The organism is Rhodococcus sp. BH4 (assembly GCF_002079265.1).
GTDB classification, from domain to species: domain Bacteria; phylum Actinomycetota; class Actinomycetes; order Mycobacteriales; family Mycobacteriaceae; genus Rhodococcus_F; species Rhodococcus_F qingshengii.
Window position 1 is genome coordinate 1,276,169 of the sequence record NZ_CP014941.1, and the last position, 25,269, is coordinate 1,301,437.

At 61.2% G+C, this 25,269-nt stretch carries 24 protein-coding genes and 1 pseudogene; 14 read left to right on the forward strand and 11 right to left on the reverse strand.

The window, feature by feature from the left end:
- Positions 1 to 6: 6 nt before the first annotated feature.
- From A0W34_RS05895 to A0W34_RS05930, 8 genes are all read left to right on the forward strand, one after another.
- Entirely contained in the window at positions 7 to 987 is a 981-nt protein-coding gene (locus tag A0W34_RS05895; RefSeq protein WP_081557465.1) for a linear amide C-N hydrolase, read from the forward strand.
- A 104-nt stretch (positions 988 to 1,091) separates the two neighbouring features.
- On the forward strand, positions 1,092 to 2,423 hold the full coding sequence (locus A0W34_RS05900) for an MFS transporter (RefSeq protein WP_042452397.1): 1,332 nt from the start codon (positions 1,092 to 1,094) through the stop codon (positions 2,421 to 2,423).
- A gap of 46 nt (positions 2,424 to 2,469) precedes the next feature.
- Positions 2,470 to 3,666, forward strand: a complete 1,197-nt coding sequence (locus tag A0W34_RS05905) for an anhydro-N-acetylmuramic acid kinase (RefSeq protein WP_075832423.1) — start codon at positions 2,470 to 2,472, stop codon at positions 3,664 to 3,666.
- Positions 3,663 to 4,538: a MurR/RpiR family transcriptional regulator gene (locus A0W34_RS05910; RefSeq protein WP_003941452.1), complete on the forward strand. Its 876-nt coding sequence runs from the start codon at positions 3,663 to 3,665 to the stop codon at positions 4,536 to 4,538. Before A0W34_RS05905 ends, A0W34_RS05910 begins: the two co-directional genes overlap by 4 nt.
- Positions 4,539 to 4,609: 71 nt before the next feature.
- Complete coding sequence (gene murQ, locus A0W34_RS05915) at positions 4,610 to 5,527, forward strand: N-acetylmuramic acid 6-phosphate etherase (protein WP_039972677.1); 918 nt, start codon at positions 4,610 to 4,612, stop codon at positions 5,525 to 5,527.
- The gene (nagB, locus tag A0W34_RS05920; protein WP_003941456.1) at positions 5,528 to 6,307 is read left to right on the forward strand and encodes a glucosamine-6-phosphate deaminase; all 780 of its coding nucleotides are present in this window, start codon (positions 5,528 to 5,530) and stop codon (positions 6,305 to 6,307) included.
- A 60-nt stretch (positions 6,308 to 6,367) separates the two neighbouring features.
- Complete coding sequence (locus A0W34_RS05925; protein WP_081557466.1) at positions 6,368 to 7,783, forward strand: FAD-dependent oxidoreductase; 1,416 nt, start codon at positions 6,368 to 6,370, stop codon at positions 7,781 to 7,783.
- An 86-nt stretch (positions 7,784 to 7,869) separates the two neighbouring features.
- A complete protein-coding gene (locus A0W34_RS05930; protein ID WP_054187591.1) occupies positions 7,870 to 10,167 on the forward strand; it encodes a serine/threonine-protein kinase in 2,298 nt (765 codons plus the stop codon).
- A gap of 27 nt (positions 10,168 to 10,194) precedes the next feature.
- Here A0W34_RS05930 and A0W34_RS05935 read toward each other — a convergent pair whose 3' ends face one another.
- Positions 10,195 to 10,503, reverse strand: a complete 309-nt coding sequence (locus A0W34_RS05935) for an amphi-Trp domain-containing protein (RefSeq protein ID WP_037129603.1) — start codon at positions 10,501 to 10,503, stop codon at positions 10,195 to 10,197.
- Positions 10,504 to 10,751: 248 nt separating this feature from the next.
- On the opposite strand from A0W34_RS05935, the gene A0W34_RS05940 reads away from it, so the two are divergent.
- The 3 genes from A0W34_RS05940 to A0W34_RS05950 all read left to right on the forward strand — a co-directional run bounded on the left by A0W34_RS05940 (position 10,752) and on the right by A0W34_RS05950 (position 14,007).
- The gene (locus A0W34_RS05940) at positions 10,752 to 11,195 is read left to right on the forward strand and encodes a Fur family transcriptional regulator (protein ID WP_064443491.1); all 444 of its coding nucleotides are present in this window, start codon (positions 10,752 to 10,754) and stop codon (positions 11,193 to 11,195) included.
- 36 nt (positions 11,196 to 11,231) lie between these two features.
- Positions 11,232 to 13,454 carry a catalase/peroxidase HPI gene (gene katG / locus A0W34_RS05945; RefSeq protein ID WP_081557468.1) on the forward strand — a complete coding sequence of 741 codons (2,223 nt, stop codon included), beginning with the start codon at positions 11,232 to 11,234 and terminating at the stop codon, positions 13,452 to 13,454.
- A 79-nt stretch (positions 13,455 to 13,533) separates the two neighbouring features.
- Complete coding sequence (locus A0W34_RS05950; RefSeq protein WP_003941446.1) at positions 13,534 to 14,007, forward strand: NUDIX hydrolase; 474 nt, start codon at positions 13,534 to 13,536, stop codon at positions 14,005 to 14,007.
- A 17-nt stretch (positions 14,008 to 14,024) separates the two neighbouring features.
- On the opposite strand, the gene A0W34_RS05955 is transcribed toward A0W34_RS05950, so the two are convergent.
- From A0W34_RS05955 to ctaD, 3 genes are read right to left on the reverse strand one after another with little or no spacing between them, the layout of a single operon-like run.
- On the reverse strand, positions 14,025 to 14,843 hold the full coding sequence (locus A0W34_RS05955) for a universal stress protein (RefSeq protein ID WP_065456042.1): 819 nt from the start codon (positions 14,841 to 14,843) through the stop codon (positions 14,025 to 14,027).
- Complete coding sequence (locus A0W34_RS05960) at positions 14,821 to 15,072, reverse strand: hypothetical protein (protein WP_007726433.1); 252 nt, start codon at positions 15,070 to 15,072, stop codon at positions 14,821 to 14,823. Before A0W34_RS05960 ends, A0W34_RS05955 begins: the two co-directional genes overlap by 23 nt.
- A complete protein-coding gene (gene ctaD / locus A0W34_RS05965; RefSeq protein ID WP_007726434.1) occupies positions 15,065 to 16,807 on the reverse strand; it encodes an aa3-type cytochrome oxidase subunit I in 1,743 nt (580 codons plus the stop codon). The genes A0W34_RS05960 and ctaD overlap by 8 nt, the downstream gene beginning before the upstream one ends.
- 199 nt (positions 16,808 to 17,006) lie before the next feature.
- Here ctaD and A0W34_RS05970 point away from each other — a divergent pair, with 199 nt between their 5' ends.
- Positions 17,007 to 17,387 (forward strand): VOC family protein, encoded by a 381-nt coding sequence (locus tag A0W34_RS05970; protein ID WP_007726436.1) that lies wholly within the window; start codon positions 17,007 to 17,009, stop codon positions 17,385 to 17,387.
- A 3-nt stretch (positions 17,388 to 17,390) separates the two neighbouring features.
- On the opposite strand, the gene A0W34_RS05975 is transcribed toward A0W34_RS05970, so the two are convergent.
- The 3 genes from A0W34_RS05975 to A0W34_RS05985 form a co-directional block, all read right to left on the reverse strand.
- A complete protein-coding gene (locus A0W34_RS05975; protein ID WP_063314904.1) occupies positions 17,391 to 19,091 on the reverse strand; it encodes a GAF domain-containing sensor histidine kinase in 1,701 nt (566 codons plus the stop codon).
- Positions 19,081 to 19,812, reverse strand: a complete 732-nt coding sequence (locus A0W34_RS05980; RefSeq protein WP_058038975.1) for a response regulator transcription factor — start codon at positions 19,810 to 19,812, stop codon at positions 19,081 to 19,083. The genes A0W34_RS05975 and A0W34_RS05980 overlap by 11 nt, the downstream gene beginning before the upstream one ends.
- Before the next feature lie 234 nt (positions 19,813 to 20,046).
- Entirely contained in the window at positions 20,047 to 20,391 is a 345-nt protein-coding gene (locus tag A0W34_RS05985; protein WP_037129595.1) for a nitroreductase/quinone reductase family protein, read from the reverse strand.
- A gap of 238 nt (positions 20,392 to 20,629) precedes the next feature.
- Here A0W34_RS05985 and A0W34_RS05990 point away from each other — a divergent pair, with 238 nt between their 5' ends.
- The gene (locus A0W34_RS05990) at positions 20,630 to 20,851 is read left to right on the forward strand and encodes an RGCVC family protein (RefSeq protein ID WP_081557469.1); all 222 of its coding nucleotides are present in this window, start codon (positions 20,630 to 20,632) and stop codon (positions 20,849 to 20,851) included.
- Positions 20,852 to 20,958: 107 nt separating this feature from the next.
- Here A0W34_RS05990 and A0W34_RS05995 read toward each other — a convergent pair whose 3' ends face one another.
- A complete protein-coding gene (locus tag A0W34_RS05995; protein WP_081557470.1) occupies positions 20,959 to 21,561 on the reverse strand; it encodes a hypothetical protein in 603 nt (200 codons plus the stop codon).
- Positions 21,562 to 21,584: 23 nt separating this feature from the next.
- On the reverse strand, positions 21,585 to 22,034 hold the full coding sequence (locus A0W34_RS06000; RefSeq protein ID WP_007726458.1) for a winged helix-turn-helix transcriptional regulator: 450 nt from the start codon (positions 22,032 to 22,034) through the stop codon (positions 21,585 to 21,587).
- 127 nt (positions 22,035 to 22,161) lie between these two features.
- On the opposite strand from A0W34_RS06000, the pseudogene A0W34_RS06005 reads away from it, so the two are divergent.
- Positions 22,162 to 23,241: pseudogene (locus tag A0W34_RS06005) on the forward strand (MFS transporter); the annotation flags it as partial.
- Positions 23,242 to 23,325: 84 nt separating this feature from the next.
- Here the strand turns inward: A0W34_RS06005 and A0W34_RS06010 are convergent.
- Both A0W34_RS06010 and A0W34_RS06015 read right to left on the reverse strand, forming a co-directional pair.
- The gene (locus A0W34_RS06010) at positions 23,326 to 24,576 is read right to left on the reverse strand and encodes an amidohydrolase (protein WP_064689438.1); all 1,251 of its coding nucleotides are present in this window, start codon (positions 24,574 to 24,576) and stop codon (positions 23,326 to 23,328) included.
- A 97-nt stretch (positions 24,577 to 24,673) separates the two neighbouring features.
- On the reverse strand, positions 24,674 to 25,096 hold the full coding sequence (locus A0W34_RS06015; RefSeq protein ID WP_007726468.1) for a hypothetical protein: 423 nt from the start codon (positions 25,094 to 25,096) through the stop codon (positions 24,674 to 24,676).
- Positions 25,097 to 25,269 lie beyond the last annotated feature (173 nt).

Consider the following 25,269-nt stretch of genomic DNA (forward strand, 5'->3'; position numbering starts at 1 on the left):
TTTTCGATGTGTACACGCTTGGTCTACTTGGGGCCCAACGACACTGTGATCACTGCTCGATCGATGGATTGGAAGGTCGACCTCGGAACAAACCTCTGGGCTTTCCCGCGCGGCATGACCAGAGGGGGCTGCGCAGGTCCGAACTCGATACAGTGGACGTCGAAATACGGAAGTGTTGTCGCGACGGCCTACGACATGTGCACGACCGACGGGGTCAACGAGGCTGGACTGTCTGCCAATCTCTTGTGGTTGGTCGAGTCCGAGTACCCGACGTATGACGGTTCGACCCCGGGATTGTCGATCGCGGCGTGGGCGCAATACGTCCTGGATCGCTTTGCGACAGTTCAGGAAGCGGTCGAAGTGCTCGCGTCGGAACCGTTCACGGTAGTGACCGCTGCCGTTCCCGGCGAAGACCGCCTCGCAACGCTGCACATGTCGCTCTCGGACGCCGGGGGAGACAGTGCGATCATCGAGTACGTCGGTGGACGCCCGACGATTCATCACAGCCGTGAGTACCAGGTGATGACCAATTCGCCGATCTTCGATCAGCAACTCGCCGTCAACGAGTACTGGAAGCAGATCAACGGGACCGTTATGCTGCCCGGAACAAACCGTGCCGCTGACAGATTCGCTCGGGCGTCGTTCTATGTCGATGCGATACCGCAGACGGACGATCCGCGGGCGGCGTTGGCGTCCACCTTCAGTGTTATTCGGAATGTGTCGGTGCCCCTGGGAATTTCGACTCCCGATGAGCCCAACATCTCATCGACCCGTTGGCGCACCGTCGTCGATCACAAACGCACGCTCTATTTCTTCGAGTCGGCGATGACGCCCAATACCTTCTGGGTGGACGTGGCGTCGATGGATCTCGCGGAAGGGACACCCGTCCGAAAGCTCGGACTCGGACCGAACGAGAGCACCGTCTATTCCGGTGACTCCACTGACCAGTTCGAACGGGCGGAGGCATTCACGTTCGCGGGAGCATAAGGCTTCCGGGCGTAGCAAAAATCCAATCGTGAAACTTCTTGACATTTCTACTCCGTTCAGATGAAACTTTGTTGCATATTCGGGTTTCGTCAACGGAGGACGGCATGGGCATCACAGTGCAGACACGGAACGATGGTGCGCAGCTCAAACGGCGCAGGGCGCTCGTCGCCGGCTCCGTCGGAAATTTCATCGAGTGGTACGAGTTCGGTGTGTACGGGTTCTTCGCGACAATCATCGCGTCGAACTTCTTCAGCGCCGACGGTTCCGGCGACCTCGAAAGCCTGATCAAGACGTATGCGTCGTTTGCGTTGGCGTTTTTCTTCCGCCCAGTGGGGGCCGCGCTGTTCGGTCGACTCGGTGACCGCATCGGCCGACGTCCCACCCTGGTGATCGTTCTTCTGCTGATGTCGGCTGCGACGACCCTGATCGGTGTGCTCCCCACCTACGAGAGCGTCGGAATTCTGGCACCGCTTCTCTTGACGGTCCTTCGAATTCTGCAGGGATTGTCGGCCGGTGGTGAGTTCGGCGGTGCGGTGTCGGTGATGACCGAGTTCGCTCCGCCCGGACGACGTGGGCTGTACGGCTCGTGGCAGTCGTTCACCGTCGCACTCGGACTGCTCGCCGGTGCGGGTATCGCAGCACTCCTCGCCACTGTCCTCGACCCGTCACAGCTCGGTGACTGGGGCTGGCGTATCCCGTTCCTCCTTGCACTGCCGATGGGGCTGGTTGCCCTGTGGCTCAGGCTCCGGCTCGAAGAAACGCCGTCGTTCGAGCGTGCTCGATCAGTCCAGTCCGAACCGACAGCTGATGCGCCGGCGCCGGTAGTGCAGCCGACTGTCGGAGAGACGGCCAGGGCGATTCTGCTCGGAATCGGGCGGTTGATGGGGTGGTCTGCTGCCGGTTACACGTTCCTCGTCGTGATGCCGACTTATCTTCAGAGTTCGCTCAACGCGACTTTCCATCAGGCACTTGTTGCTTCCGTGCTTGCCAATGCGGGCTTCGCGGTGACCATTCCGATCGCGGGTGGACTCAGCGATCGCATCGGACGACGCGCGGTCATGCTCACCGGCACCGTGATAATTCTGGTCTTGGCTCTGCCGCTGCTCAACGTCCTGCAGAACGAGCAGACGTCTTTGACAGCCAAGGGATTTGCAGTGTTTGCCGCCGGCGCCGCAGTGGGACTTGTTGCCGGACCCGGACCCGCCATGCTCTCCGAGATGTTCCCCACCTCGGTTCGGTACACCGGATTGGGACTCGCATACTCCCTGTCCAACGCGGTCTTTTCGGGCTGCGCCGGTTTGATCATCACGTGGCTGATCAAGGAAACTTCCAATCTCGATATTCCGGCCTACTTCGTGATGGCAACGTGCGCCGTCAGCGCGATCGCCTTGAGTACCTTGCGAGGGAATGCCCACAAGCGGGCACTCGTCGACTGACCGCAGTTCTTCCGAATGCCGAAACGATGCGAGTAAGGGATATTTCATGAGAGTCATCGGTCTGATGTCCGGTACTTCGTACGACGCTATCGATGCTGCCGCAGCAGACATCCGGATCGACGGGGACACTCTTGTGCTCACCCCACTGGGCATGGTCAGCGAACCGTATTCCGGTGAGTTGCGGGCTGCGGTGGCGGCTGCGGTACCGCCGGCGTCCACCACTGTCGGTCAGATCTGCCAACTCGACACCGAGATCGGACAGGCATTTGCGGCCGTGGCTGCGCGGGCGAACGAGGAACTGTGCGGTGGCAGTGCGGAATTGATCTCCTCACATGGTCAGACGATGTTCCACTGGGTCGAAGGAGCGCAAGTAAAGGGCACTCTTCAGCTCGGGCAGCCGGCCTGGATAGCCGAGAAGACCGGATGCACGGTCGTGTCGGACCTGCGCTCTCGCGACGTGGCGACGGGTGGTCAGGGTGCACCACTGGTCAGTGCGTTCGACGTATTGTGGCTCAACGGAAGAACTTCGGGTTCCGTCGCGCTCAATCTCGGTGGCATCGCGAACGTCACTGCTCCGGGAGGCGCCCCGACATCGACGGCAGAAGGTGCCGCAGTACCGATTGCCTTCGACACCGGCCCCGCAAATGCGTTGATCGACGCTGCGGTAAGCGAATTCACCGCGGGGGAGCAGTGGTTCGATCTCGGAGGTGCTCTGGGCGCAGCCGGCACACCGAACGTCGATCTGCTCGCACAACTACTGAGCGAACCGTATTACGCGCAGCCCGCTCCCAAGAGCACAGGCAAGGAATTGTTCCATCGGGACTACCTACTCGCCGCACTGCGGGGCTACGAATCCTTGTCTCTGGCCGACATCGTCGCGACACTGACTGCACTGACCGCCCGGACCGTCGCCGATTCCGTCAAAGCGCTGGCGGCTACCGAAGTGGTGGTGTCAGGCGGTGGCACCAAGAACCCGACGTTGATGGCGATGCTCCGTGACGAACTGGGCGACATCGCGCTTGTCTCTTCGGACGAGCTCGGCGTCACTTCCGACATCAAGGAAGCATTGGCTTTCGCGGTTCTCGGCTATCTCACCGCACACGGATTGCCTGGAAGCATTGCTTCGTGCACCGGTGCGCGTCACGCCAGTGTGCTCGGATCTCTGACGCCAGGAAGCCGTGGGCTGCCTAGAATCACATCGGTGCCGTCAGCTCCGAAAACGATGCGAATCGAGGCGTTATGACTTTGGACCGGAGTGCTCCGGCGTCCGTCGACCTGCTTGCTCGTATTCGTGCATCACTGAGTAGCCTCTCGCCTGCCGAGCTGCGGATCGCCGAAATCATCGAAGCCGACCCCAGTCTGGCCTCCACCCTGACGGTCAACGACCTCGCCGAACGAGCGTCGACAAGCACGGCGACAGTGGTCCGCACAGCCAAACGACTCGGTTTCGAGGGTTATCCACAGCTTCGTCTCGCGCTGGCGGCGATCAGCGGGTCCGGTACAGAGAACACGATTCCGCTCGGTGTGGACATCGTTGCTGCCGACTCGGCCGGTGAGGTGATGGCCAAGCTCGCCGAGTTCGAATCCGAACAACTCAAGGGCACGGCGCAATTGACAGATCCTGCTGCGCTCGAAGAAGTTGTGTCCCGGATTCGATCCGCCCGCCGCGTCGAGGTCTACGGCATCGGCGCCTCTGGCATCGTCGCGCAAGACCTCACGTTGAAGCTCTCTCGCATCGACGTCAACTGCCGGGTTCATCTCGACCGAGACGCGGCCATGGTCAGCGCCAGCTTGCTCGGACCGGACGACATCGCAGTGGGGATCTCACATTCGGGTGAGACTTCGGATGTCGTGGAACCACTTGCCCTTGCGCGTCGAACCGGGGCGTCGACGGCTGCGATCACCGGAGGGGCACGATCGACGCTCGCCGTGCAGTCACATCACGTTCTGCTCACTGCCGGTAGAGAATTCGGTTTCCGATCGGCTGCGATGGCAAGCCGCACCGGTCAGCTGTTGGTAGTCGACACAATTTTTGCGATGGTGGCGCACTCGCTGCCCAGCGCACTCTCTGCTCTGCAACGAAGCCATGATGCCATTGCTTCGAAGCGGCACTGACGAGGAGTCGTCGCTGTGAGTACTGACGAGGAGTCGTCGTAATGAATATCGATCGAGGAGGACTCGCCACAATGCAATTGGAAATGCTCTCCACCGAGAGACCCAACCCTCTGACCCGCGATCTCGATGTCATGTCGGTGTCGGGTCTGCTGACGGTGATGAATCAACAGGACGCAATCGTGGCCGGCGCGGTGGCAGCGGTACTACCCGCCATCGAAGCCGCAGTCGACTTGATCGTCGCGGCCCGAGCACAAGGTGGTCGACTGATCTACCTGGGAGCGGGGACAAGTGGGCGTCTGGGAGTTCTCGACGCGGTGGAATGCCCTCCGACGTTCGGGACCGATCCGGGCGAGGTGATCGGCATCATCGCCGGTGGCCCTGGAGCGTTTCTGAACGCCGTCGAGGGGGCAGAGGACGATCCGCGAGCGGCTGGGGTCGATCTCGACGCAATCTCGTTGAACGCCAACGACGTCGTGGTGGGTCTGGCTGCCAGCGGTCGTACCCCCTACGTCATCGGGGGACTCGATCACGCCCGCGAACTCGGCGCTGCAACAGTGGCAGTCTCGTGCAACCGGAACGCGGCAATGAGTTCTCACGCCGGCGTGGCCATCGAAGTGGAGACCGGCCCCGAAATCCTCACCGGATCGACGAGGCTCAAGGCCGGAACTGCGCAGAAGATGGTGTGCAACATGCTCTCCACGGCGAGTATGGTTCGCTCCGGGAAGGCATTCCACAATCTGATGGTCGATCTTCGGCCGACCAATGCCAAGCTTGTCGATCGTGCGAACCGGATCGTCGCGGCAGCCACCGGAGTCGATACCGAGATCGCTGCGGAGACCATCGACAATGCCGATGGTCATGTGAAGGCAGCGGTCGTCATGTTGTTGGCCGAATGCGACTTCGCCGAAGCAACCGAACTGTTGGACCGCGCTTCGGGTTCGGTACGTGAGGCCATCGTCGGAGCCGGCAAGAGCAGTGAGGAAGTCTGAATGGAAATCGTCATAGTTCCCAGTCCGGAGGACGGCGGGCGAATCGCTGCCGATATCGTTTGCGGCGCAATCGAAAACGGAGCGCGGACGCTCGGCCTCGCGACCGGATCGTCACCGCTGCACACGTATCGAGAGCTGATCAAGAGGCATCGAGAATCGGGAGTGTCGTTCGCGGCGATGAGCGCGTATCTTCTCGACGAGTATGTAGGTCTCACGTCCGATCAGCCGCAGTCCTACGCGCACACCATCCGCACGGAACTCGTGGATCACCTCGACATCGACAATGCGCGAGTGTTCAGCCCCGACGGCGGGGCCGCGGATCCCAGTGACGCTGCCCGGCGTTACGACGCTGCCATCGCCGAAAACGGTCCCATCGACGTGCAGATCCTCGGCATCGGCCTGAACGGACACATCGGTTTCAACGAGCCCTCCTCCTCGCTTGCATCGCGCACCCGAGTGAAGACCTTGACCGAGAGGACCCGCGCCGACAATGCACGGTTCTTCGCAGACCCAGCCGACGTACCGCATCATGTGATCACGCAAGGGCTCGGAACCATCAGTGATGCAAGGCATCTCGTCCTGATCGCGGACGGCGCCCGCAAAGCGCCCGCCGTCCGGGCCGCGGTCGAAGGTCCGGTCTCGGCATTCTGCCCGGCGTCGGTGCTGCAGCTGCATCCACACGTGACCGTCATAGTCGACGAGGCAGCTGCCGGCGAACTCCAACTAGCGGACTTCTACCGCTACACAACCGAGCACAAGCCTGCAGAGCAAGGTTACTGAAAAGCGGGCTGCTGAAAGCGGACTTGATCTCCAGCGCAGTTGAGGTCCTAGCCTCGGGGGATGATCAACGCCAGAGGTCCAGCGGTATCCCCGCCTGCGGCGCCCCGATTCTTCTCACCACCGCTCAGTGTCGCGATCGTCGGAGCGGGGCCGGCGGGAATCCACGCCGCCGGCGCTCTCGCCGAACTTGCGCCCGGCACCAAGACAGACGTGTTCGAGCGTCTACCGACGCCGTACGGACTGGTGCGCTACGGTCTCGCACCAGGGCACCCCGAGTCCGAAAAGTTCGCCCATTCTCTGCACACCACGCTGGTCGCCAGTGAGTTCCGGCTGTTCTGCAACGTGGAGATCGGAAAGGACCTTTCCGTCGATGACCTACGTTCGTCCTACGATGCCGTGATCATTGCAACCGGTGCGCCGCGGGATGCACCTCTCGACATTCCCGGCGTCGAGCTTCCAGGTTCTTTCGGTGGCGCCGAGTTTGTCGGTTGGTACAACGATCACCCGGACAGCTCGCCGCAGTGGCCGCTGAACGCGGAATCGGTCGCAGTGATCGGAGGTGGCAACGTCGCACTCGACGTCACCCGTATGCTCCTCGCCGAGGCGCAATCGCTGCAGGCCACGGACGTCTCCGACCAAGTTCGGGAAGGGATCGCCGGCAGTCGAGTTCGCGAAGTACACATCTTTGTCCGGCGCGGACCAGCCGACGCTCGCTTCTCCCCGAACGAGTTGCGCGCTCTCGGTGAACTACCCGGCGTAGATGTTGTCGTCGATTCTGTCGATGTCGTACCGGACCGGCATGTCGAGCGGATGACCAAACAGTTGGTGCACACCCGACTGGCAGTCGAGACACTCCGTGGTTTCGCGGACACTGCGCCTGCCGACCGAACTGCCCAGCGTCGAGTTCACCTGCACTTCTACCGACAGCCCGTGGAGATTCTCGGCAACGGGAAAGTCGAGGCACTCCGCGTCGAGCGGACAGTCCCGGACGGATACGGTCACGTCACCGCTTCGGGTATCTGTACCGACTATCCGGTTCAAGCTGTGTACCGGGCAATCGGATTTCTCGGGACGCCACTTGCCGGGGTGCCTTTCGATCACGGACGCGGCAATGTTGCGCACCAGGGCGGCGCAGCGGTCGACGAGAGCGGCTCGCCGATCGCAGGTTTGTTCGTGACGGGCTGGATGAAGCGAGGTGCCGCCGGGCTGATCGGTGCGGCTCGGCCTGATGCACGCCAAACCGTCGAAACCTTGCTGCGACAGTTGGATTCGGCATACGAGCGTCGAGCCGGCCACGGCCGTATCGCGGAGGTCCTCAGGGCCGGCAGAGTGGTGCCCGTCGATTGGGACGGATGGCTTCGCATCGATGCCGCCGAACGTGCCCTCGGTGTGAAGCATGGGCGTGATCGGATCAAAATCAAAGAGCGCGACGAACTCGTTCGCATCGGCACGGAGTCGGCAGTTCACGCCGAATAGATTCGCTGGGGTCTGGAGTACCACCGGGGTTACGCTGAAGTGAGTCACTCCGATTCATTGTGATCGAGGTGCGGAACAGAAGTGTCATGAATGAACGTGGTGCGCAGGCCAGTGACGCGACAATCGCGAGCGGGCCCCTGACCGAACGGGGCACCGTCACCGAGTTGCGCCCCTCAACGCTGCCGGTGATGCGTGACGGCCAGAACGGTGCAGACGGCCTCGGCCGCCTTGTGGCGGATTGGGAGGAGGGACGAACCCCGTCCGACCTGAGCGACTATCTGCCTGATCCAGCCAAGATTCGTCGGGCGGCGCTGATCGAATTGGTCGGAATCGACATGGAGTACCGCTGGCTGAAAAATGATTGCCCGAAACGGCTCACGGATTACTGTGCCGAGTATCCCGAATTACTCGAAGAACCATTACCGGCCGAGCTCCTGTACGAGGAGTTCCGGCTGCGGAAGCAGGGTGGGGAGGACGTCGCAGCAGCCGAGTACCTCAGCGAGTTTCCCTTGCAGGCAGAGAGTTTCGAGCAGATGTTCGACCGTGATTCGATGGCCGGTCGCGAAGACGTGATGATGTTGGGACTCTCGGGTTTCGACGAGTTCGAAATCGGGCAGCACCTGGACGATTTCGAGCTGGTGTTGGAACTCGGGCACGGCGCATTCGCCCGAGTGTTCCTCGCTCGGCAACTCTCGATGCAGCGGTGGGTTGCGTTGAAAATCTCGCGCAACGTCGGAGTCGAGCCGCAGACTCTCGCCCAGCTCGACCATCCCAACATCGTCCGGGTCTTCGATCAACGGTTGCTCGAGGAACGCGCACTGCGAGTCCTGTTCATGGAATACGTGCCGGGTGGGACCCTGCTCGACGTGGTCAAACTTGTCCGCGTGACACCGCAGGCGCAGCGGTCCGGACAACTACTTCTCGACGCCATCGACAAGACCCTGGCGAAGAAGGGAGAGATGAAGCCCAGCGAGACGAGCCTGAGGAGCGAGATCGCTGCGATGTCGTGGCCGGAGACCGTGGCCTGGATGGGGATGCGACTGGCCGATGCCCTCGAGTATGCGCGTGAGCACGGCGTATTACATCGGGACATCAAGCCGGCGAATGTCCTGCTCAGCGTCGAAGGCATCCCCAAGCTCGCCGACTTCAACGTCAGCTCGAGTGAGGAGGTCTCGACCGAGGACGCTGCATGTTTTGTCGGAGGCTCGCTTGCCTACATGTCTCCGGAGCAATTGGAGGCCTGTGCGGTGGGGGCGCCTGGCACACTCGACACCCGTAGCGACATCTATGCACTGGGCGTGATGTTGTGGGAACTCCTCACCGGGAGTAGGCCTTTCACGGACGACGGTACGGGGGAGAGCCCACCGTCGCCCAAGAAGGCGCTCGAGGCCCGCCGGCGCGGGGTGGATCCCGCAGCCGAGGCACGGCTACCGGACGACTGTCCGCCGGCGCTGCGCCGAGTTCTGGTCAAGTCTCTCTCGCCGGAGAGAGACGGAAGGTGGTCTGGCGGCCGAAAGTTGGCTCGTCAGTTCGCACTGTGTCTGGACCGGTCTGCTCGCAATCTGGTGGACCCACCGGAAGGGAGTCCACGTTCGACGTTGTGGAAGTGGGCGCTGCCGATAGTGCTTGCCGCGATCGGAATTCCGAATCTTCTTGCGGCGGGCTACAACTACTACTACAACAAGATGCTGATCATCTCGGGTCTCTCGCCGCAGGCTCAGCAGCATCTCGAGCAGGTTCATCTGGTCATCGGGGTGGCTGCGTTCTCTCTCGGTGCCGCAGCGATCCTGTATTGGTGTCGGCTTGCACTCACCGTGCCTCACGGACTGCGCAACGGTCAGACGTACAGCGCGGAGGTCTTGAACAAAGCGCGTACCGCGACGCTGAATGTCGGACATCGCGCGGTGGTGATCGCATTCGGGCTGTGGGTTCTGGCCGGTATCGCATATCCGGTCGCATTGCAGATTGCCGCCGGCGGAATTCCGCAGCGAGCCTACGTGCACCTGATGTCGTCGCTGGCGGTGTGCGGCGCCGTCGCAGTCGCGTATCCGTTCTTCATCCTGACGTATTACTCGGTTCGATGTCTGTATCCGATCTTGTTGTCGCACGGCGAGTTACGAAGCGACGACGGACGCGATATTCGCTCACTGGGTCGGAGCAGCACGCGTTACCTCGCAGTCGCGGCGTCGGTTCCCCTGGTGGGAATCGCGGGGCTCAGTTTTGTCGGTTCGGGTGCCGGTGAGGAACTCAACGCAACAGTCCGTGCGCTGTGTTTGGGCGGGATCGCCGGATTCATCGTTGTGTATCAACTGTTTCGACGGATCGAAAGTGACCTCCGAGCACTGCTGCGCGTCGTGTCTCTCGAGGTGTCGGCGTCTCCGTAAGTGCCGAACAACCGTATTCGAGTCGGCCTATGTGGAAGTGCTCTTGCGTGGTCGGCTGCGACGAACTGCTTTGGTGCGAGGCGGAGACTTCTCTTCCGATTCTTCCTGAGGGTCGTCGCGCCAGTGAATCTCGATTTCTATCTCGACTTCGTTGCCGTCGACTTCGATCTCGAGTTCCCACCGAACCTGTTCCGGAACACTGATTTCGATCGAGTCCCCACCCGACCCCAGCTCCACTTCCGATCCACTGGCGAGGGCTTGGCCGAGGGCGATGAGTCGGTCGGCGACTTCCTGCCGTGAGAGTTCTGACTTCCTCTTGATCTCCAGTTTGGGCACGAGCACTCCTGACCTCGGCGGATTCTCCCTTTCACGGTAGTTGGACGAAGGGGAGATTGTCGGAGTTTGTGGAACCACACAGCAGGACGCGTCGACGCGCAACAAACCTGAAGGCGGTGTGGGGACGCCAGAAAGAGCGAGGAATCCGGCTCACTTCCAGCACGGACGAATCGGGCGGGAGGGCCCTGTCAGCGATGATTTTCGCGAAAGTCTGGGTTCAGTCCAGAAGATTGCGCAATAGTGGAAAGGTGCCTTCGACGCCGGATTATGCAGCCCAACTGCGTAACGCTGAGCTTCGCGTGACTCGTCCCAGAGTCACGGTGCTCGAGGTTGTGCATGCACGCCCACACGCAGCCACCGAGACTGTCTTCGATGCTGTGCGGGCTGTTCTGCCTGGGGTGTCGCGGCAGGCGGTCTACGACGTGTTGCACGCTCTCACCGACGCCGGGCTGATCAGGCGGATCCAACCGTCCGGATCGGTGGCGCTGTACGAGTCACGCGTCGGCGACAACCATCATCACGTCGTCTGCCGGTCCTGTGGGGTCGTTTCAGATGTCGACTGCGCAGTCGGAGAGGCACCGTGTTTGACGCCGTCGGCGCACAACGGTTTCGTTCTCGACGAAGCCGAGGTCATTTACTGGGGCCTGTGTCCCGACTGCTCGACAACTCAGAGTTTGCGATCACAAACGTGATCGAAGTCCGTTCTACTCGCTCATGGAGGGATTATCGTGTCCGATAGTTGCCCGGTTGCTCACGACGGAAACACCGAGAGCACCAGCGAAAGTGAAAACCCCGCAATCCCGTCTCCGACGCCTACCGGGAATCGTCCGAGAACAAACAGCGACTGGTGGCCGAATCAGCCGGATCTCTCTGTCTTGCATTCACATTCGTCGAAGTCGAATCCGATGGGTGCCGACTTCGATTACGCCCAGGAATTCGCCAAGCTCGATGTCGAGGCGCTAAAGCGCGACGTCATCGCGTTGATGACGGCGTCGCAGGATTGGTGGCCGGCCGACTACGGGCACTACGGCGGACTCTTCGTGCGTATGAGCTGGCATGCTGCCGGCACCTATCGCATTGCAGACGGCCGCGGCGGTGGCGGCCAAGGTGCTCAGCGTTTCGCCCCGCTCAACAGTTGGCCGGACAACGCCAGCCTCGACAAGGCCCGGCGCCTGCTTTGGCCCGTGAAGCAGAAGTACGGAAAGCAGGTTTCCTGGGCCGACCTGCTGGTGTTCGCGGGCAACTGTGCCCTGGAGTCGATGGGGTTCAAGACCTTCGGCTTCGGATTCGGCCGAGAAGACATCTGGGAGCCCGAGGAGATCTACTGGGGTCCCGAGGACACCTGGCTCGGCGACGAGCGTTACAGCGGAGACCGTGAGCTGTCCGGACCGCTCGGAGCCGTGCAGATGGGCCTGATCTACGTCAATCCCGAAGGACCCAACGGGCAACCGGATCCGGTAGCGGCCGCCCGCGACATCCGAGAAACGTTCGCCCGCATGGCGATGAACGACGTGGAGACAGCTGCGCTGATCGCCGGCGGTCACACCTTCGGCAAGACGCACGGAGCCGGACCGGCCGACCTCGTCGGACCGGAGCCGGAAGGTGCTCCCATCGAGCAGCAGGGACTGGGCTGGAAGAGTGCCTTCGGCACGGGTGTGGGTAAGGACGCGATCACCAGTGGTCTCGAAGTCGTGTGGACTCCCACTCCGACGAAGTGGGACAACACCTTCTTGGAGATTCTGTACGGCTACGACTGGGAGCTGACCAAGAGTCCGGCGGGTGCGTGGCAGTGGATTCCGAAGGACGGCGCGGGGGCGGGCACCATCCCGGATCCGTTCGATTCGTCGGCCGGACGCACCCCGACGATGCTGACGACCGACCTGTCCCTACGCCTGGATCCGACGTACGAGAAGATCACCCGGCGCTGGCTCGATCATCCGGAAGAATTCGCCGAAGAGTTCGCCAAGGCTTGGTACAAGCTCCTTCACCGTGACATGGGACCGGTCACGCGCTACCTGGGACCTTGGGTTCCCGAGCCGCAGCTGTGGCAGGACCCGGTTCCCTCGGCCGATGATCAACTGATCGGGGACGCAGACATCGCGATCCTCAAGAATCGACTTCTCGACTCCGGGCTGTCCATTTCGCAGTTGGTATCGACGGCGTGGGCGTCTGCCGCGAGCTTCCGCAGCACGGACATGCGCGGCGGCGCCAACGGTGCGCGAATCCGACTGGAGCCGCAGAAGAATTGGGAAGTCAACGAGCCTGCAGCTCTCTCCGCGGTGCTTCAGACTCTCGAGCGTGTTCAGCAGGACTTCAACCAGGCTGGTGGAGCAAAGGTTTCTCTCGCCGACCTGATCGTTCTGGGTGGTACAGCGGCCGTCGAACAGGCTGCGAAGAACGCCGGACAGGACATCACGGTCTCGTTCACGCCGGGCCGAACGGATGCAACGCAGGAGCAGACAGACGTCGACTCGTTCGAGGTACTCGAACCCCGGGCCGACGGATTCCGGAACTACCTCAAGGGAGGCGAGAAGATTCCGGCAGAGATTCTGTTGGTCGACCGCGCGTACATGCTGTCGCTGACCCCGCCCGAGGTGACAGTGCTGGTCGGCGGACTTCGCGCGCTGAACGCGAACTTCGGCAATACCCGTCACGGCGTGTTCACCGATCGTCCCGAGACGTTGACCAACGATTTCTTCGTCAACCTTCTCGACATGGGTACCGAGTGGAAGCCGTCGAAGACGGACGAAAACGTATACGACGGCGTTGATCGCGTGACGGGCGATCCGAAGTACACGGCAACTGCGGTCGATCTCGTTTTCGGATCGAATTCGCAACTGCGTGCACTCGCCGAGGTGTACGCCAGCGCAGACGCCAAGCAGAAGTTCGCCGAGGACTTCGCCGCAGCCTGGACCAAGGTGATGGACCTCGACCGGTTCGACGTGAACTGATCCAGCAGATCGTCGACGACGCCCCGCGAGCTTGTTCTCGCGGGGCGCCGTCATTTCACGCGCACGATAGCGTGGTCGTGTGGCCGATCAATTTGCGCTGGTACCAGCGGTGTACGTGATGTTCTGTCGAAGCAACCCGGTACAACGGCGCGAGGTGCTGCTGCAATTGCGCGAGGGCACGGGATTCATGGACGGATACTGGGCTCACGCTGCTGCGGGCCACGTCGAACTGGGGGAGTCGGCGATCGACGCTGCCGTTCGGGAGGCTGCGGAAGAACTTGGTGTCGAATTGCTTTCCTCGGAACTGAAGCCGCTGACCGTGTTGCATCGCCGCCACGCGGACGGGAGCGAACCGGTGGATCATCGAGTGGACTTCTTCTACGAATGCCGCACGTGGTCGGGTGAACCACGCCGGATGGAGCCGTTGAAATCTGCAGATCTGCGGTGGTGGCCGGTTGACGAACTCCCGGAGAAGTTGGTCGACCACGAGCGTTTCGTAATCGAAGCCCATCACTCCGGTCAGCTCGCACCCATCCACAGTTACGGCTTCTGACCGGGTGACGATCTGATTCAGGCTTCGCTGGCAACGATGACCGGGCAGTGTGCTTTTCGAATCATCGCACTGCTCGTGGTGCCGAGAGCGGTGTCGTCGAACGAGCCTCGCCCACGCCGACCCACGACGAGAAGCCGTGCCTCGGTGGAGAGTTGTTCAAGAATGGCAACCGAGGGGCCGTCGAACTCGATCTGACGGATCGCGACGCCAGGGTAGAGCGTGGCCCAACCCGACAGTTGCCACGTCAGCGGCGTCGAGTGCTGGGGCGCGTGCCCGGATGCGAAGTCTCGACGCAGCTCGGCCTCTGGCGGCGCTGCGTGCACGACGACCAGTTCGGTGTTCGCTGCCTCTGCTTCCTTGAATGCGATGGCCAGAGCGCTTTCGCTGTAGGCGCTTCCGTCCAAACCGACGACAACCGGCAAGGCTGCCGCAGCGCTGCTTTCACGCGGTGTTCCGACTCTTGCGAACGAACATGTCGGTCCAGGTGCGGCGGGATCGTCCTGTGGTGCGACGATCAAGGCGGCCTCAGCTGTCAGCGCGGTGAGAATTGCGGTGTTCTCCCCGGAGATCAGATCGGTCCGGATCCGAAGATCTGGCGACACCGACTCGGCGATCTGAATGGCCTCCATGAACAGGCCGGTCGGCGATGCCGAGGTGTTCAGATCGGCGCTCGGAGCTACGAAAACGATTCGCATCCAGAGACCGTGGCGATGTGCGAACTCAGCCGCCCACGTGATCTCGCCGGGGCGCAGCGGGGATCCGTCGATGCACACGACCACCGCTCCGTCCGCGGACCACTCCGAGGTGATGAGATCAGTCGATAGTTCGGGCTTCATCGTGAACTCCTCGAGCTGTGTCTGTTGAATGCGAACTAGCTTGCAGGACAGTGCCGAACAGCAATCCTGCGACGACTATCGAGCACGCGGCAGTCGTCAGGGGCAACCACACGAGCGTCGTGACAGCGAACATGAGCACGAGCAACGGGGCGAGGAGATGGCCGGGTTTCGCTCGGCATTCGTGGTGCTGCTTTTCTGCCCAGGCTCGGTACTTCGTGCCGTCATTCATGTTGTTTCACCTCAGTTCTCACGTCGGAAACCGACTTGTGACCAAGCAGTCCGACATGCGCCTCGTCGCGCATTCTTTCGACCATGTGGGGGTAGTGCAGTTCGAATGCCGGCCGCTCACTGCGGATTCGGGGAAGTTCGGTGAAGTTGTGTCGCGGTGGTGGGCAGGACGTCGCCCATTCGAGCGAGTTTCCGAAGCCCCAAGGATCGTCGACGGTCACAATTCGGCCGTACCGGTAGCTCTTGAAAACGTTCCAGATGAACGGAATCGTCGAGGCTCCGAGCACAAACGCGCCGATGGTCGAGATCGTGTTGAGAAGAGTGAAATTGTCCGATGGCAGGTAGTCCGCGTACCGACGAGGCATGCCCTGGGCGCCGAGCCAATGCTGGACGAGAAATGTTGCGTGAAAGCCGATCAGGGTCAACCAGAAATGGATCTTGGCGAGCTTCTCGTCCAACATCCGGCCGGTCATTTTCGGGAACCAGAAGTAGATTCCGGCGTATGTCGCGAACGCGATTGTCCCGAAGAGGACGTAATGGAAATGCGCGACAACAAAGTACGAGTCGGTGACATGAAAGTCCAAGGGCGGGCTGGCAAGGATGACGCCGGAGAGTCCGCCGAACAGGAATGTGACCAGGAAGCCGACGGAGAACAGCATGGGCGATTCGAAAGTCAACTGCCCCTTCCACATGGTGCCGATCCAGTTGAAGAACTTGACTCCGGTGGGAACTGCGATCAGGAAGGTCATGAACGAGAAGTAGGGGAGGAGAACGGCGCCGGTTGCGTACATGTGGTGCGCCCACACAGCGATCGACAGTGCAGCAATTCCCAATGTTGCGTAGACCAATCCGGTGTATCCGAAGATCGGCTTGCGGCTGAAGACGGGGAAGATCTCCGAGACTATGCCGAAGAACGGCAGCGCCAGAATGTAGACCTCGGGATGGCCGAAGAACCAGAACAGGTGCTGCCACAACATGACTCCACCGGTGGCGGGGTCGAACAGGTGCGCTCCCAGGTGCCGGTCCACCCACAGTCCGATCAAGGCAGCAGCGAGCAGCGGAAAAACGAGGAGGATCAGCATGCTGGCGACCAGCGCATTCCACGTGAAGATCGGCATGCGGAACATCGTCATACCCGGGGCGCGCAGGCAGACGATCGTCGAAACGATGTTGACTGCGCCGAGGATGGTGCCGACGCCGCCGAGAGCGAGACCGATGATCCACAGGTCGGCGCCCATGCCGGGGGAGTGGAGTTCGCTGGTGAGCGGTACGTAGGCGGTCCAGCCGAAATCTGCCGCACCACCAGGTGTTACGAATCCGGCGGACGCGATCAGGCCGCCGAAGAGATAGAGCCAGTAGCTGAAGGCGTTGAGTCGCGGGAAACACACGTCCGGCGACCCGATCTGCAGTGGCATGAGGTAGTTGGCGAATCCGAAGAACACCGGGGTCGCGTACAGCAGGAGCATGATCGTGCCGTGCATGGTGAACAACTGGTTGTACTGCTCGTTGGACAGGAATTGCATTCCCGGAACGGTCAATTCCATGCGCATGAGTAGTGCCATCAGTCCGCCGATCAAGAAGAAGGCAAACGATGTCACGATGTACATCAGACCGATCATCTTGTGATCGGTGGTCCTGAGGATCTCGACCAGTTTCGAACCCTTCGGAGCGGTTCGGGGAATTGCATCGGCGGGGGAATCGACCTCACCGACCGGCCGGGGCGCGAGATCAACCACGACGGCCGCCTACGCACATCGACGTGACGAAAGACCGAGAATGCCTGGGACTGTGGAACATAACGCAATGATCGTGGCGACCGGGAACTCGGACGAGGGGAAAAGGTCCCTAGGATCGGAACAGAGGCATGGCGTAGATCACGTGGTCCGGTACGGTCGAGAGAGTTGTCTTCACGAGCCGAAAGAAAGCGAGATGGTCATGGCATGTCGTATCAGTGAACTGGTGCTCGGTTGCCGGGAACCCGAGGTGCTGGGCCGGTTCTGGTGCGAGGTCCTGGACTTCGTCGTGCTCGATCGAATGGACGACGGTTCGTTGGAGATCGGCCCACGCGAAGGGTTCGGCGGTCCGCAGCCGACGATCATCCTCAGTCGCAGAGACGAACCGGAGAAGGGTAAGCCCCGCCTGCATATCGACGTCAACGCCACCGATCGCGATCAGGAGGCCGAACTGGAACGCCTGTTGAGTCTTGGTGCGCGGCCGGCCGACATCGGCCAGACAGGGCACGAACAATGGCATGTCCTGGCCGATCCGGAAGGTAACGAGTTCTGCCTGCTCAAGGCCCAACTGGATCCGCTCTGACGCTCAACGATGCTGGATCGGCAACGGACTTCGCCTGGGGCTCAGCGGAACACGCCACACCAGTTCGGTGACACCGTTCTCGCTGGTGATGTTGCTCGAGCCTCCGCACTGACGAGCGCGGGTCGCCAGGTTGTCGAGACCGTGGATTCTGGTTGCCTGGTCGATTCCCACACCGTCGTCGACGATGCTGATGACAAGCTCCTCGGTGGCCCGGATGGTGACGTCGATGGCATCGGCATGTGCATGCCGCAGAGCGTTGCTCAAGCCCTCGCGCACAACGGCTTCGGCGTGCGGGGCAAGTCGAGACGGGACGGAACTGTCGATGGTTCCCTCGAAAGTGACGCTGGGAGTGATCGACGAGTGGCCGGACAGACCGTTGACGGCATCGAGTAGTCGCCGCCGCAGGCTTGTGGGAGTAGACATCTCGCTCGTATGGAGGTCGAAGACTGCGGTGCGGATTTCACGGACTGTTCGATCGAGTTGATCGACAGAGGTGTCCAATACGGTTCGAACGGTGTCCTCGTCGCCTGGACGTTGCAGCACCCCCTGCAAACTCAACCCGGTGGCGAACAACTGTTGGATGACGTGGTCATGGAGATCCCGCGCGATTCGGTCGCGATCTTCGAGGACGTCGACCAGTCTTTCTTTCCGTTGCTGTTCTGCGAATTCGACAGTGACAGAAGCGATGTCTGCCATCGCCGTCAGTTGCTCGATCTCGTCCACTCCCCACGGGCGGTTGCTGCGGCGTGACGCGAAGAGAACACCGCCGCCGAACGAGGTTCCGGAGAGGGGGAGTGCGACCACTGATTCGTCGCCGGAAACGTTCAGTGCCGGAACGGAACTGCCATGTGGTGCAGAGATCGGCCGCCGGCTCCGCGCAGCGTCGTCGATCACGGTCCCGGACAGATCGACGGCTGATCCGGTCGCGGGGGCAGGCTGGGAATCAGCAGCATCGGCGACGTGGACTACCGGCTCTCTGCCGAGGTCGTAGCGAACGACGCACACAAGATTTCCATCCGTGAGGTGCCGCGTCGTCCGAACCAGTTCCGATAGCGTCTCGTCGCGGGATCCGCCGCTGAGCAGACGTGCATTGACGGCGGCGACGGCCTTGAGCCAGGCTTCTCGCGTCCGGGATTCCTCGAACAGACGCGCATTGTCGATGGCGATGCTCGCAGCATTTGCCAGAATCTGGAGTACAGCCTCGTCGCGGTCGTCGAATGCAGTCCGTTCCGAGCTGTCCGCGAGGTAGATGCTGCCGAACACCTCGCCCCTGACGAAGATCGGAACACCGAGAAACGTGTCCATCGGCGGATGATTGGTCGGAAACCCTGCCGAGGACGGATGCGAGGAGATTCGGTCGGTTCGAACCGGGCACGGTTCTCGAACGACCAGGCCCAGCAGGCCGTGACCTTCGGGAAGATGCCCGATCTTGGCAACCTGCCCCTGAGTCATACCGGAGTGGATGAATCGGGACAAGCGTCCGTCGGGGGATTTCACGCCGAGCGCGCCGTAGTCCGCTTCGAGGAGATGTCGCGCGACGTCGACTATCTGTTGCAGGGTTTCGTCGAGCTGGAGTGTGGACCCGACGGTCAACACGGCACTGAGCAGTTTGGGAATTGCAGTCGGGTTGAGAGCAGTCAGCTCTGCGCTTCCGGCGATGTCGCCGAAAAGGCTGAGCATGAGCGCGTCGCGGCTACCTGGCATGGTGCGTGCCCGTGGTGGCGGAGAAGGGCGAGCCGGATGGCGTCAGCAGGTGAGTGGTCGCCTGGCCCGAAGGATCCGGGTGCAAAGTGCCCGCACGAAGCTTTGTCGCCAGAACTGCGGCCTGCGTTCGACGTTCGAGACCCAGTTTCTCGAGGATGCGTGAGACGTAGTTCTTGACTGTTTTCTCCGAGAGTTCTGCGTGCGAGCTGATCTCTCGATTGCTCAGTCCCTTGCCGATCAACTCGAAGATCAAGAGCTCCTGATCGGTCAACAGGGCTGCCGCAGTACCCGACTTCTGTTCGGACCGGATGCGCCGGACCAAACCGATCACCGCCTGGGTGTTCAACAGCGACTTGCCGGTAGCAACCGTGCGGATCGCCGACACCAGGTCGTGGCCGCGGATGTTCTTGAGGACGAATCCTCGTGCGCCGGCGATCAGGGCGTCGAGCAGTGCGTCGTCGTCGGAGTACGACGTGAGCATCAAAGTGGCGGCGCTCGGGTAGGTCGACGCCAGTTCTCGGCACAGTTCCACACCGTTACCGTCGGGAAGTCTGACGTCCATGACAACCACGTCGGGTCGGCATTCGGGTATTCCGGCCGAGGCTTCGCGAACACACGACGCCTCGCCAACAACGTTGAATCCCGATACCTGATTCAACAGGTCTGCCAATCCACGACGGACGATCTCGTGGTCGTCGACCAGATAGATGCCGATCGTCACGGTGGTCACCTCTTCCAGCTCACGCCTGCCGTCGATGTTACCGGACGGTAATGTCCCGACAGGATCGGGTTGTCCGACCGATGGTCGACAAAAAACCCGCGTCGAAGGGTGCGAGACCGAGTCTCGATTGCACAGAGTCAAAGGTCCCGACCGTCACGAGATCTGAATCACCCAGATCTCGTGAGGCGGTGGGTGTGAGCTGAATGTGATTGCACCGGTGGCTGTTCGATCCGCTCAGTCGACGGGAGCGAGTTCGACGGAGACGTAGACACCCTTGCCTTTTCGGTGTGCGAGTGCCTCGCCGGGGCGATCGATACCGTCCAGTTGGAGAACGATCGGACCTTGTTCCGGGTAGAAATTGCGCCACCAACTCTTCTTGTCCGGCATGGCAACGCCGATCGTCACATGGTCGCCTTTTCGTTTGTAGGACACGGGCGCGCTGAAGGTGCGACCGGACTTGCGTCCGACGTAGGTGATGACGGTCATGGAACGGCCCAGTAGTTTGCCTACGATCGGAGCGCCGATCAGTGGTTGGACCACTACGTTCACGGCGGCGGATACACGTTGGAAAGTGTTCACGAGAAGCCCTTTCACGACGAATGCTGCACGAATTCGAATCCTGCACGGAAATGGTGCGTGCAGTAGTTCTATCCTGCTCGACCGGGATTGTCGCGTGGGCAGAAATTGGTACAAACCGGTGTGCCGAAGCGAGTAGCGTGGGGTACGTCGAGGGTCATTCGAATATGCGCGGTCAAGCCATGTCGTCCTCGACGCCAACCCGGTCTGTGGTCGAACGGCCGAGAACTGGAGCGCCGGTATGGCGTCGAACCCGTCCGATGTGTCGAATGCACGAGGGCAATCCGAGTCGACTGACGAGGATCAGAAAACACCGTCGATCTGCCCGGCGTGTCAGCACAGTATGAAATCCCACGATCCGCTCGGGGTTCGCTTCTGCGCAGTGACTGCCGACCGCGGTCTCGATCGAAAGTGCATCTGCGCTGCCGATCGTGAGGAAATTCAGCACTACTCGCGATACTGATCCGCCTGGGCATCACGTCAATTCATACGCCAAGATTCGACTGTCACCTCGACGACACTGCCCGCGCCACTGAACGCGCCGCGGGTGAACCGCACTGAGTGACAGATTCACCCTCGTTGCGACCACTTGCTGCGCAGAAGCATCAGTGCGGTAAGGGTGAGGCCCCATCCGATTGTGGACAGTGCGACGCCCACGCCTGCCTGTCCGGTGACATCAGTACTGGCGTCGATGCTGAATGCGGTGGTGAATCCCGCAGCAGTGCCGGCAGCGGCCGTCATACCGCCGGCCTTCATCCATCGCGAGCAATGGGCGGAACCGAAACACGCCAGAATCACTGTCAGTCCACAGGCGACGACCTGCCATGTGGGGAACTGTGTCGGGGCAGGCAGGCCGGGGCCGCGGAATCCGCCTTTGTAGTCGGCTGACCAGCTGAGCCAGCCCATGCAAGACAGAAAGCCCAGTGCAAAGGCCAACAGGCCGGTGCTCCACAGTCCGAGTGAGCCCGATCCCGTGTGCCCGCCGCCGAGGGCGGTCGTGGAGTGCTCCAGGCCAGTTCGTTCCGAACGCCAGATTGTCCAGATGATGCTCGCGCCGATAGTTGCGGGCACGCCGACGAAGATGAATGCAATCCAGAGAAACTGCGGCCAGGAGAACTCGAGATCGACAGTCATAGTCGGAGTATGCGCGCACTTCGAATCATGTGCGCCCATCTGTCAATCTGGCGAGTTGCGGGTCAACCTTCCTCGACCTTCTCCACATGTGTACTTGTAGGGTCCAGGTCGATATTCCGTGTGTTGATCAGTCGAAGCCTGGGAACCGGATCGCCCGTGGTGTCGTCGATCAAGATCGAGTGTGGCTCACCGTCATCGAAGGCGTGGCGCTCTCCCCACTGTCGCAGGCTAATGATCACGATGAACAGATCCATACCGCGTTCGGTCAGGATGTACTCGTTGCGGGTACCTTGCGCGTTCGGTTGGACTTCGAAGATTCCCTGCTCGACAAGGACTTTGAGCCTGTCCGTGAGAATGTTCTTTGCGATGCCCAGGTTTCGTTGAAACTGACTGAATCTCGATGACCCGTCGAAGGCGTCACGCACGATCAGCAGCGACCATCTGTCGCCGATGATGTCGGCCGCTCGGGCCGTCGGGCAGTGCGGGTCCGTCCATTGTGCGCGATCCGGCATCGAGTTCCTCATTGGTTGCGTTTTGAAACTGTATTGACGTAACCTCCAAATGGTATCAAAACGCAACCAAGTTGAGGTGGAAGTGACTGCACGTCATGCTGTCGAGAACGCGCGGGGCAAGTTGAAAATGTCTCGCGGACTTCGCCTGTTGCTCGCAGTGCTCTGCGGGGTCTCGGTAGCCAACATCTACTACGCACAGCCGCTCCTCGGGCAAATAGGCTCGGATCTTTCCATTCCTCCGGCCGGCCTCGGTTTCGTAGTCGCACTCGCCCAACTCGGTTATGTGGTGGGGTTGATCGTGTTGGTGCCATTGAGCGATCTCGTGAATCGAAAGAAATTGATCGCAATCCAGATCGTCGCTGCTGCAACGGGAACGATGCTTGTTGCTCTGGCCACCACGAATCTGCAGCTGTTGATCGGGATGGCGGTCGCAGGCACGTTCTCGGTAGTTGTTCAAGTCATAGTTGCCTATGCTGCGGCAATCAGTGACCCGGACGAGCGGGGCGCAAACATCGGTGTCATCACCAGCGGCGTTGTCGTCGGCATCATCCTCGCTCGGACTGTCGCCGGCGCAGTTGCGGATCTGGCAGGCTGGCGGGCGGTCTACGCGGGATCCACTTTCATTTCGGTACTGGTCGCGGCCGTCGCGCTGACGATGCTGCCGAAAGATCCTCGTTCGCAACACGATAGGCGTTCGTACGTGCGTGCAATGGGGTCTGTCGTGACGTTGACGCTTACGAACCGACTGTTTCGCACCCGGGCCCTGATCGCCTTGTTCCTTTTCGCGTCCTTTGGTGCTTTGTGGAGCGGAATGGCCCTGCCGTTGAGTGAGGAACCATGGCGGTTGTCGACCACACAGATCGGGCTCTTCGGAATCGCAGGATTGGTTGGAGCATTGGGCGCGGTCGGTGCCGGTCGGTGGGCCGATCAAGGCAAAGCGCAACGCGTCACCGGGGCGTCGTTGGTCGTTCTCTTGCTGTCGTGGGTATTCAACGCGCAGGCGACGCACTCGCTGGTGTTACTCGTAGTCGGTGTTGTTGCGTTGGACTTCGCCGTGCAGGCTGTTCATGTCACGAGCCAGAATCTGATCGTCGCGAACACACCGGAATCGTCGGGGCAGATCATCGGTAGTTACATGGTGTTCTATTCGTTGGGCAGCGCGGCTGGGGCGGTTTCCACCACTATGGTTTTCGACGCGGCAGGGTGGGGCGCTGCAAGTATTCTCGGCGGCGCCTACGCGTTTGCAGCCTTGATCGAATGGACGATCGATCGATTGCGGACCCGCAACACTCTAGGGAGTTGGGAGCCACGTCCTGGCCGCGACGACCAAGGCGTTCACACCGATGGTCAGGGTCGGCTCGATCACGGGAGCGTAGTGCGGAGAGTGGTTCGACGGCACGGTTCGCAAAGCCGGATCAGTCATGTCACCTGTCGTGAACAGTGAAGGGTCGGTACCGCCCAACAGCCAGTACGACAGTGGCGCACCGGCACTGGTCGCGAGAATGCCGACATCTTCACTACCTGCTCCCGCTCCGGGATCGAGAATCTTGTTCGTCCCCAACCATTCGGCAAACGCATCGAGTGTCTTGTCCAGCGCTGCCGGATCATTGACGACGATCGGAAAGTGCTCCGTCTCGGTGATGGTCGGTGGGGTGGGTGCACCGGCGGTGGCCGCTTCGCCCCGGACGATGCGGTCGACGCTGTCCAGGATGCGCTGACGCACACCTGCGTCGTAGCTGCGGATGTTGAGTTGCAGTTCTGCTTCGCCGGGAATGACGTTGGCGGCATCTCCAGCATGGATGGAGCCGACGGTGAGGACAGCTGTGGCAGTACTCGGGACCTCGCGTGAGATGACAGTTTGCAAACGCAACACGGTTTCGGCTGCCATGACCACGGGATCGACCGAGTTCTCCGGCATAGATCCGTGGGCGCCCTTTCCGACCAGTCTCACACGAAGTGAGTCCGATCCCGCATACGAGGGGCCGGCGTGCCCGGCGATCGTGCCTGCCGGTAGCGGCGATACATGTTGTCCGAGAACGATGTCGGGCCTCGGGAATCGCTCGAACAGTCCGTCGTCGACCATGGCTTGCGCACCCGCGCCAAGTTCCTCAGCCGGTTGGAAGACGAGGACAAGAGTGCCAGACCAGGTCGTCGTATCCTGAGAGAGGATCCGGGCCGCACCGAGTAAGCAGGTCGTATGCAGGTCATGGCCGCACGCGTGGCTGACCGAGACGGTCTTTCCCTGATCGTCGGTCGTTGTTACGGTACTGGCGTAGTCCAATCCGGTTTCTTCCCGAACCGGGAGGGCGTCCATATCCGCACGCAGCAGCGCTGTGGGGCCCACTCCGTTCTTCAGGACTCCGACGACTCCGGTAGTCCCGACATCGGTGGTGGTGTCGAATCCAAGTGCTGTTAAATGTCTTTCCACCAGACTGGATGTTCGTTGCTCGTGAAACCCCAGTTCCGGATGGCTGTGGAGGTCCTTGTACAGGTCGATCAAATCCAGATCCACGGCGATCGTTTCGTGCACTGACGAGGTCATGAGTGTCCTCTCGGTAGCGTCTTTTCAGGCTAACCGGGATGACGGGTCGGTAAACAGGACCTTAGGTCCAACGGTGCCGGTGATGCGGAGTCTGGTGCTACGGCACGTAGAACGATGTGACACCTGGGGTGATGATGGATCCGGCCACGGACAGCACGGCAACAGCGACTTGACCGGTCCCGGTCTGCACGATCGCCTCTGCTGGGACTCCGTTGAGACCGTCCGAGAGCCGAGCCGAGCCGGAGGCCCCGGTCGAAAGGTTCAGCCAGCGCACTTCGGACGAGAGCAGGCATCCCCACCGGCCTTCCTTGCCTCCGGTGATCGTCACCGTGCCGGGTTGTTCACCGACGACAGCTACGCAGCGGACGGCCGGCGCGTCGAAGCTGCCGTTCGGGTTGCCGTACGGCGCAGGGTTGACCTGGAATGGAATGGTCACCGCGGCGGATGCGAGCGCTACCGACGTCAGAGTAGAAGCGATCACGACGGATGTGCAGACGCTCAGTCGGCGAACGAGATTCATCACGGAGGCCTCCAGCCATGTCCAGGTGATTTGCTTGTCTTCCCCGACGTAACGTTTTGGTCGTAGCTTCCCTTCTTGCATCGCCGCATTGAAGACGACAGCCTCACCGTATCCGGTTGCACAGGAGAATTCAGGTACTCGTCGCTATTCGCTACATGTGGCGGCCTCAGATG

Coding starts and splice junctions, on each gene's coding strand:
- A0W34_RS05930 (WP_054187591.1), top strand. CDS start 7,870: ATGAATGAACGTGGTGCGCAGGCCAGTGACGCGACAATCGCGAGCGGG.
- A0W34_RS05900 (WP_042452397.1), top strand. CDS start 1,092: ATGGGCATCACAGTGCAGACACGGAACGATGGTGCGCAGCTCAAACGG.
- nagB (WP_003941456.1), top strand. CDS start 5,528: ATGGAAATCGTCATAGTTCCCAGTCCGGAGGACGGCGGGCGAATCGCT.
- A0W34_RS05995 (WP_081557470.1), bottom strand. CDS start 21,561: ATGGGCGCACATGATTCGAAGTGCGCGCATACTCCGACTATGACTGTC.
- murQ (WP_039972677.1), top strand. CDS start 4,610: ATGCAATTGGAAATGCTCTCCACCGAGAGACCCAACCCTCTGACCCGC.
- A0W34_RS05960 (WP_007726433.1), bottom strand. CDS start 15,072: ATGAATGACGGCACGAAGTACCGAGCCTGGGCAGAAAAGCAGCACCAC.
- A0W34_RS05905 (WP_075832423.1), top strand. CDS start 2,470: ATGAGAGTCATCGGTCTGATGTCCGGTACTTCGTACGACGCTATCGAT.
- A0W34_RS05895 (WP_081557465.1), top strand. CDS start 7: ATGTGTACACGCTTGGTCTACTTGGGGCCCAACGACACTGTGATCACT.
- A0W34_RS05970 (WP_007726436.1), top strand. CDS start 17,007: ATGGCATGTCGTATCAGTGAACTGGTGCTCGGTTGCCGGGAACCCGAG.
- A0W34_RS05955 (WP_065456042.1), bottom strand. CDS start 14,843: ATGAAGCCCGAACTATCGACTGATCTCATCACCTCGGAGTGGTCCGCG.
- A0W34_RS06015 (WP_007726468.1), bottom strand. CDS start 25,096: ATGAATCTCGTTCGCCGACTGAGCGTCTGCACATCCGTCGTGATCGCT.
- A0W34_RS05990 (WP_081557469.1), top strand. CDS start 20,630: ATGGCGTCGAACCCGTCCGATGTGTCGAATGCACGAGGGCAATCCGAG.
- A0W34_RS05925 (WP_081557466.1), top strand. CDS start 6,368: ATGATCAACGCCAGAGGTCCAGCGGTATCCCCGCCTGCGGCGCCCCGA.
- A0W34_RS06000 (WP_007726458.1), bottom strand. CDS start 22,034: ATGCCGGATCGCGCACAATGGACGGACCCGCACTGCCCGACGGCCCGA.
- A0W34_RS05910 (WP_003941452.1), top strand. CDS start 3,663: ATGACTTTGGACCGGAGTGCTCCGGCGTCCGTCGACCTGCTTGCTCGT.
- A0W34_RS06010 (WP_064689438.1), bottom strand. CDS start 24,576: ATGACCTCGTCAGTGCACGAAACGATCGCCGTGGATCTGGATTTGATC.
- A0W34_RS05975 (WP_063314904.1), bottom strand. CDS start 19,091: ATGCCAGGTAGCCGCGACGCGCTCATGCTCAGCCTTTTCGGCGACATC.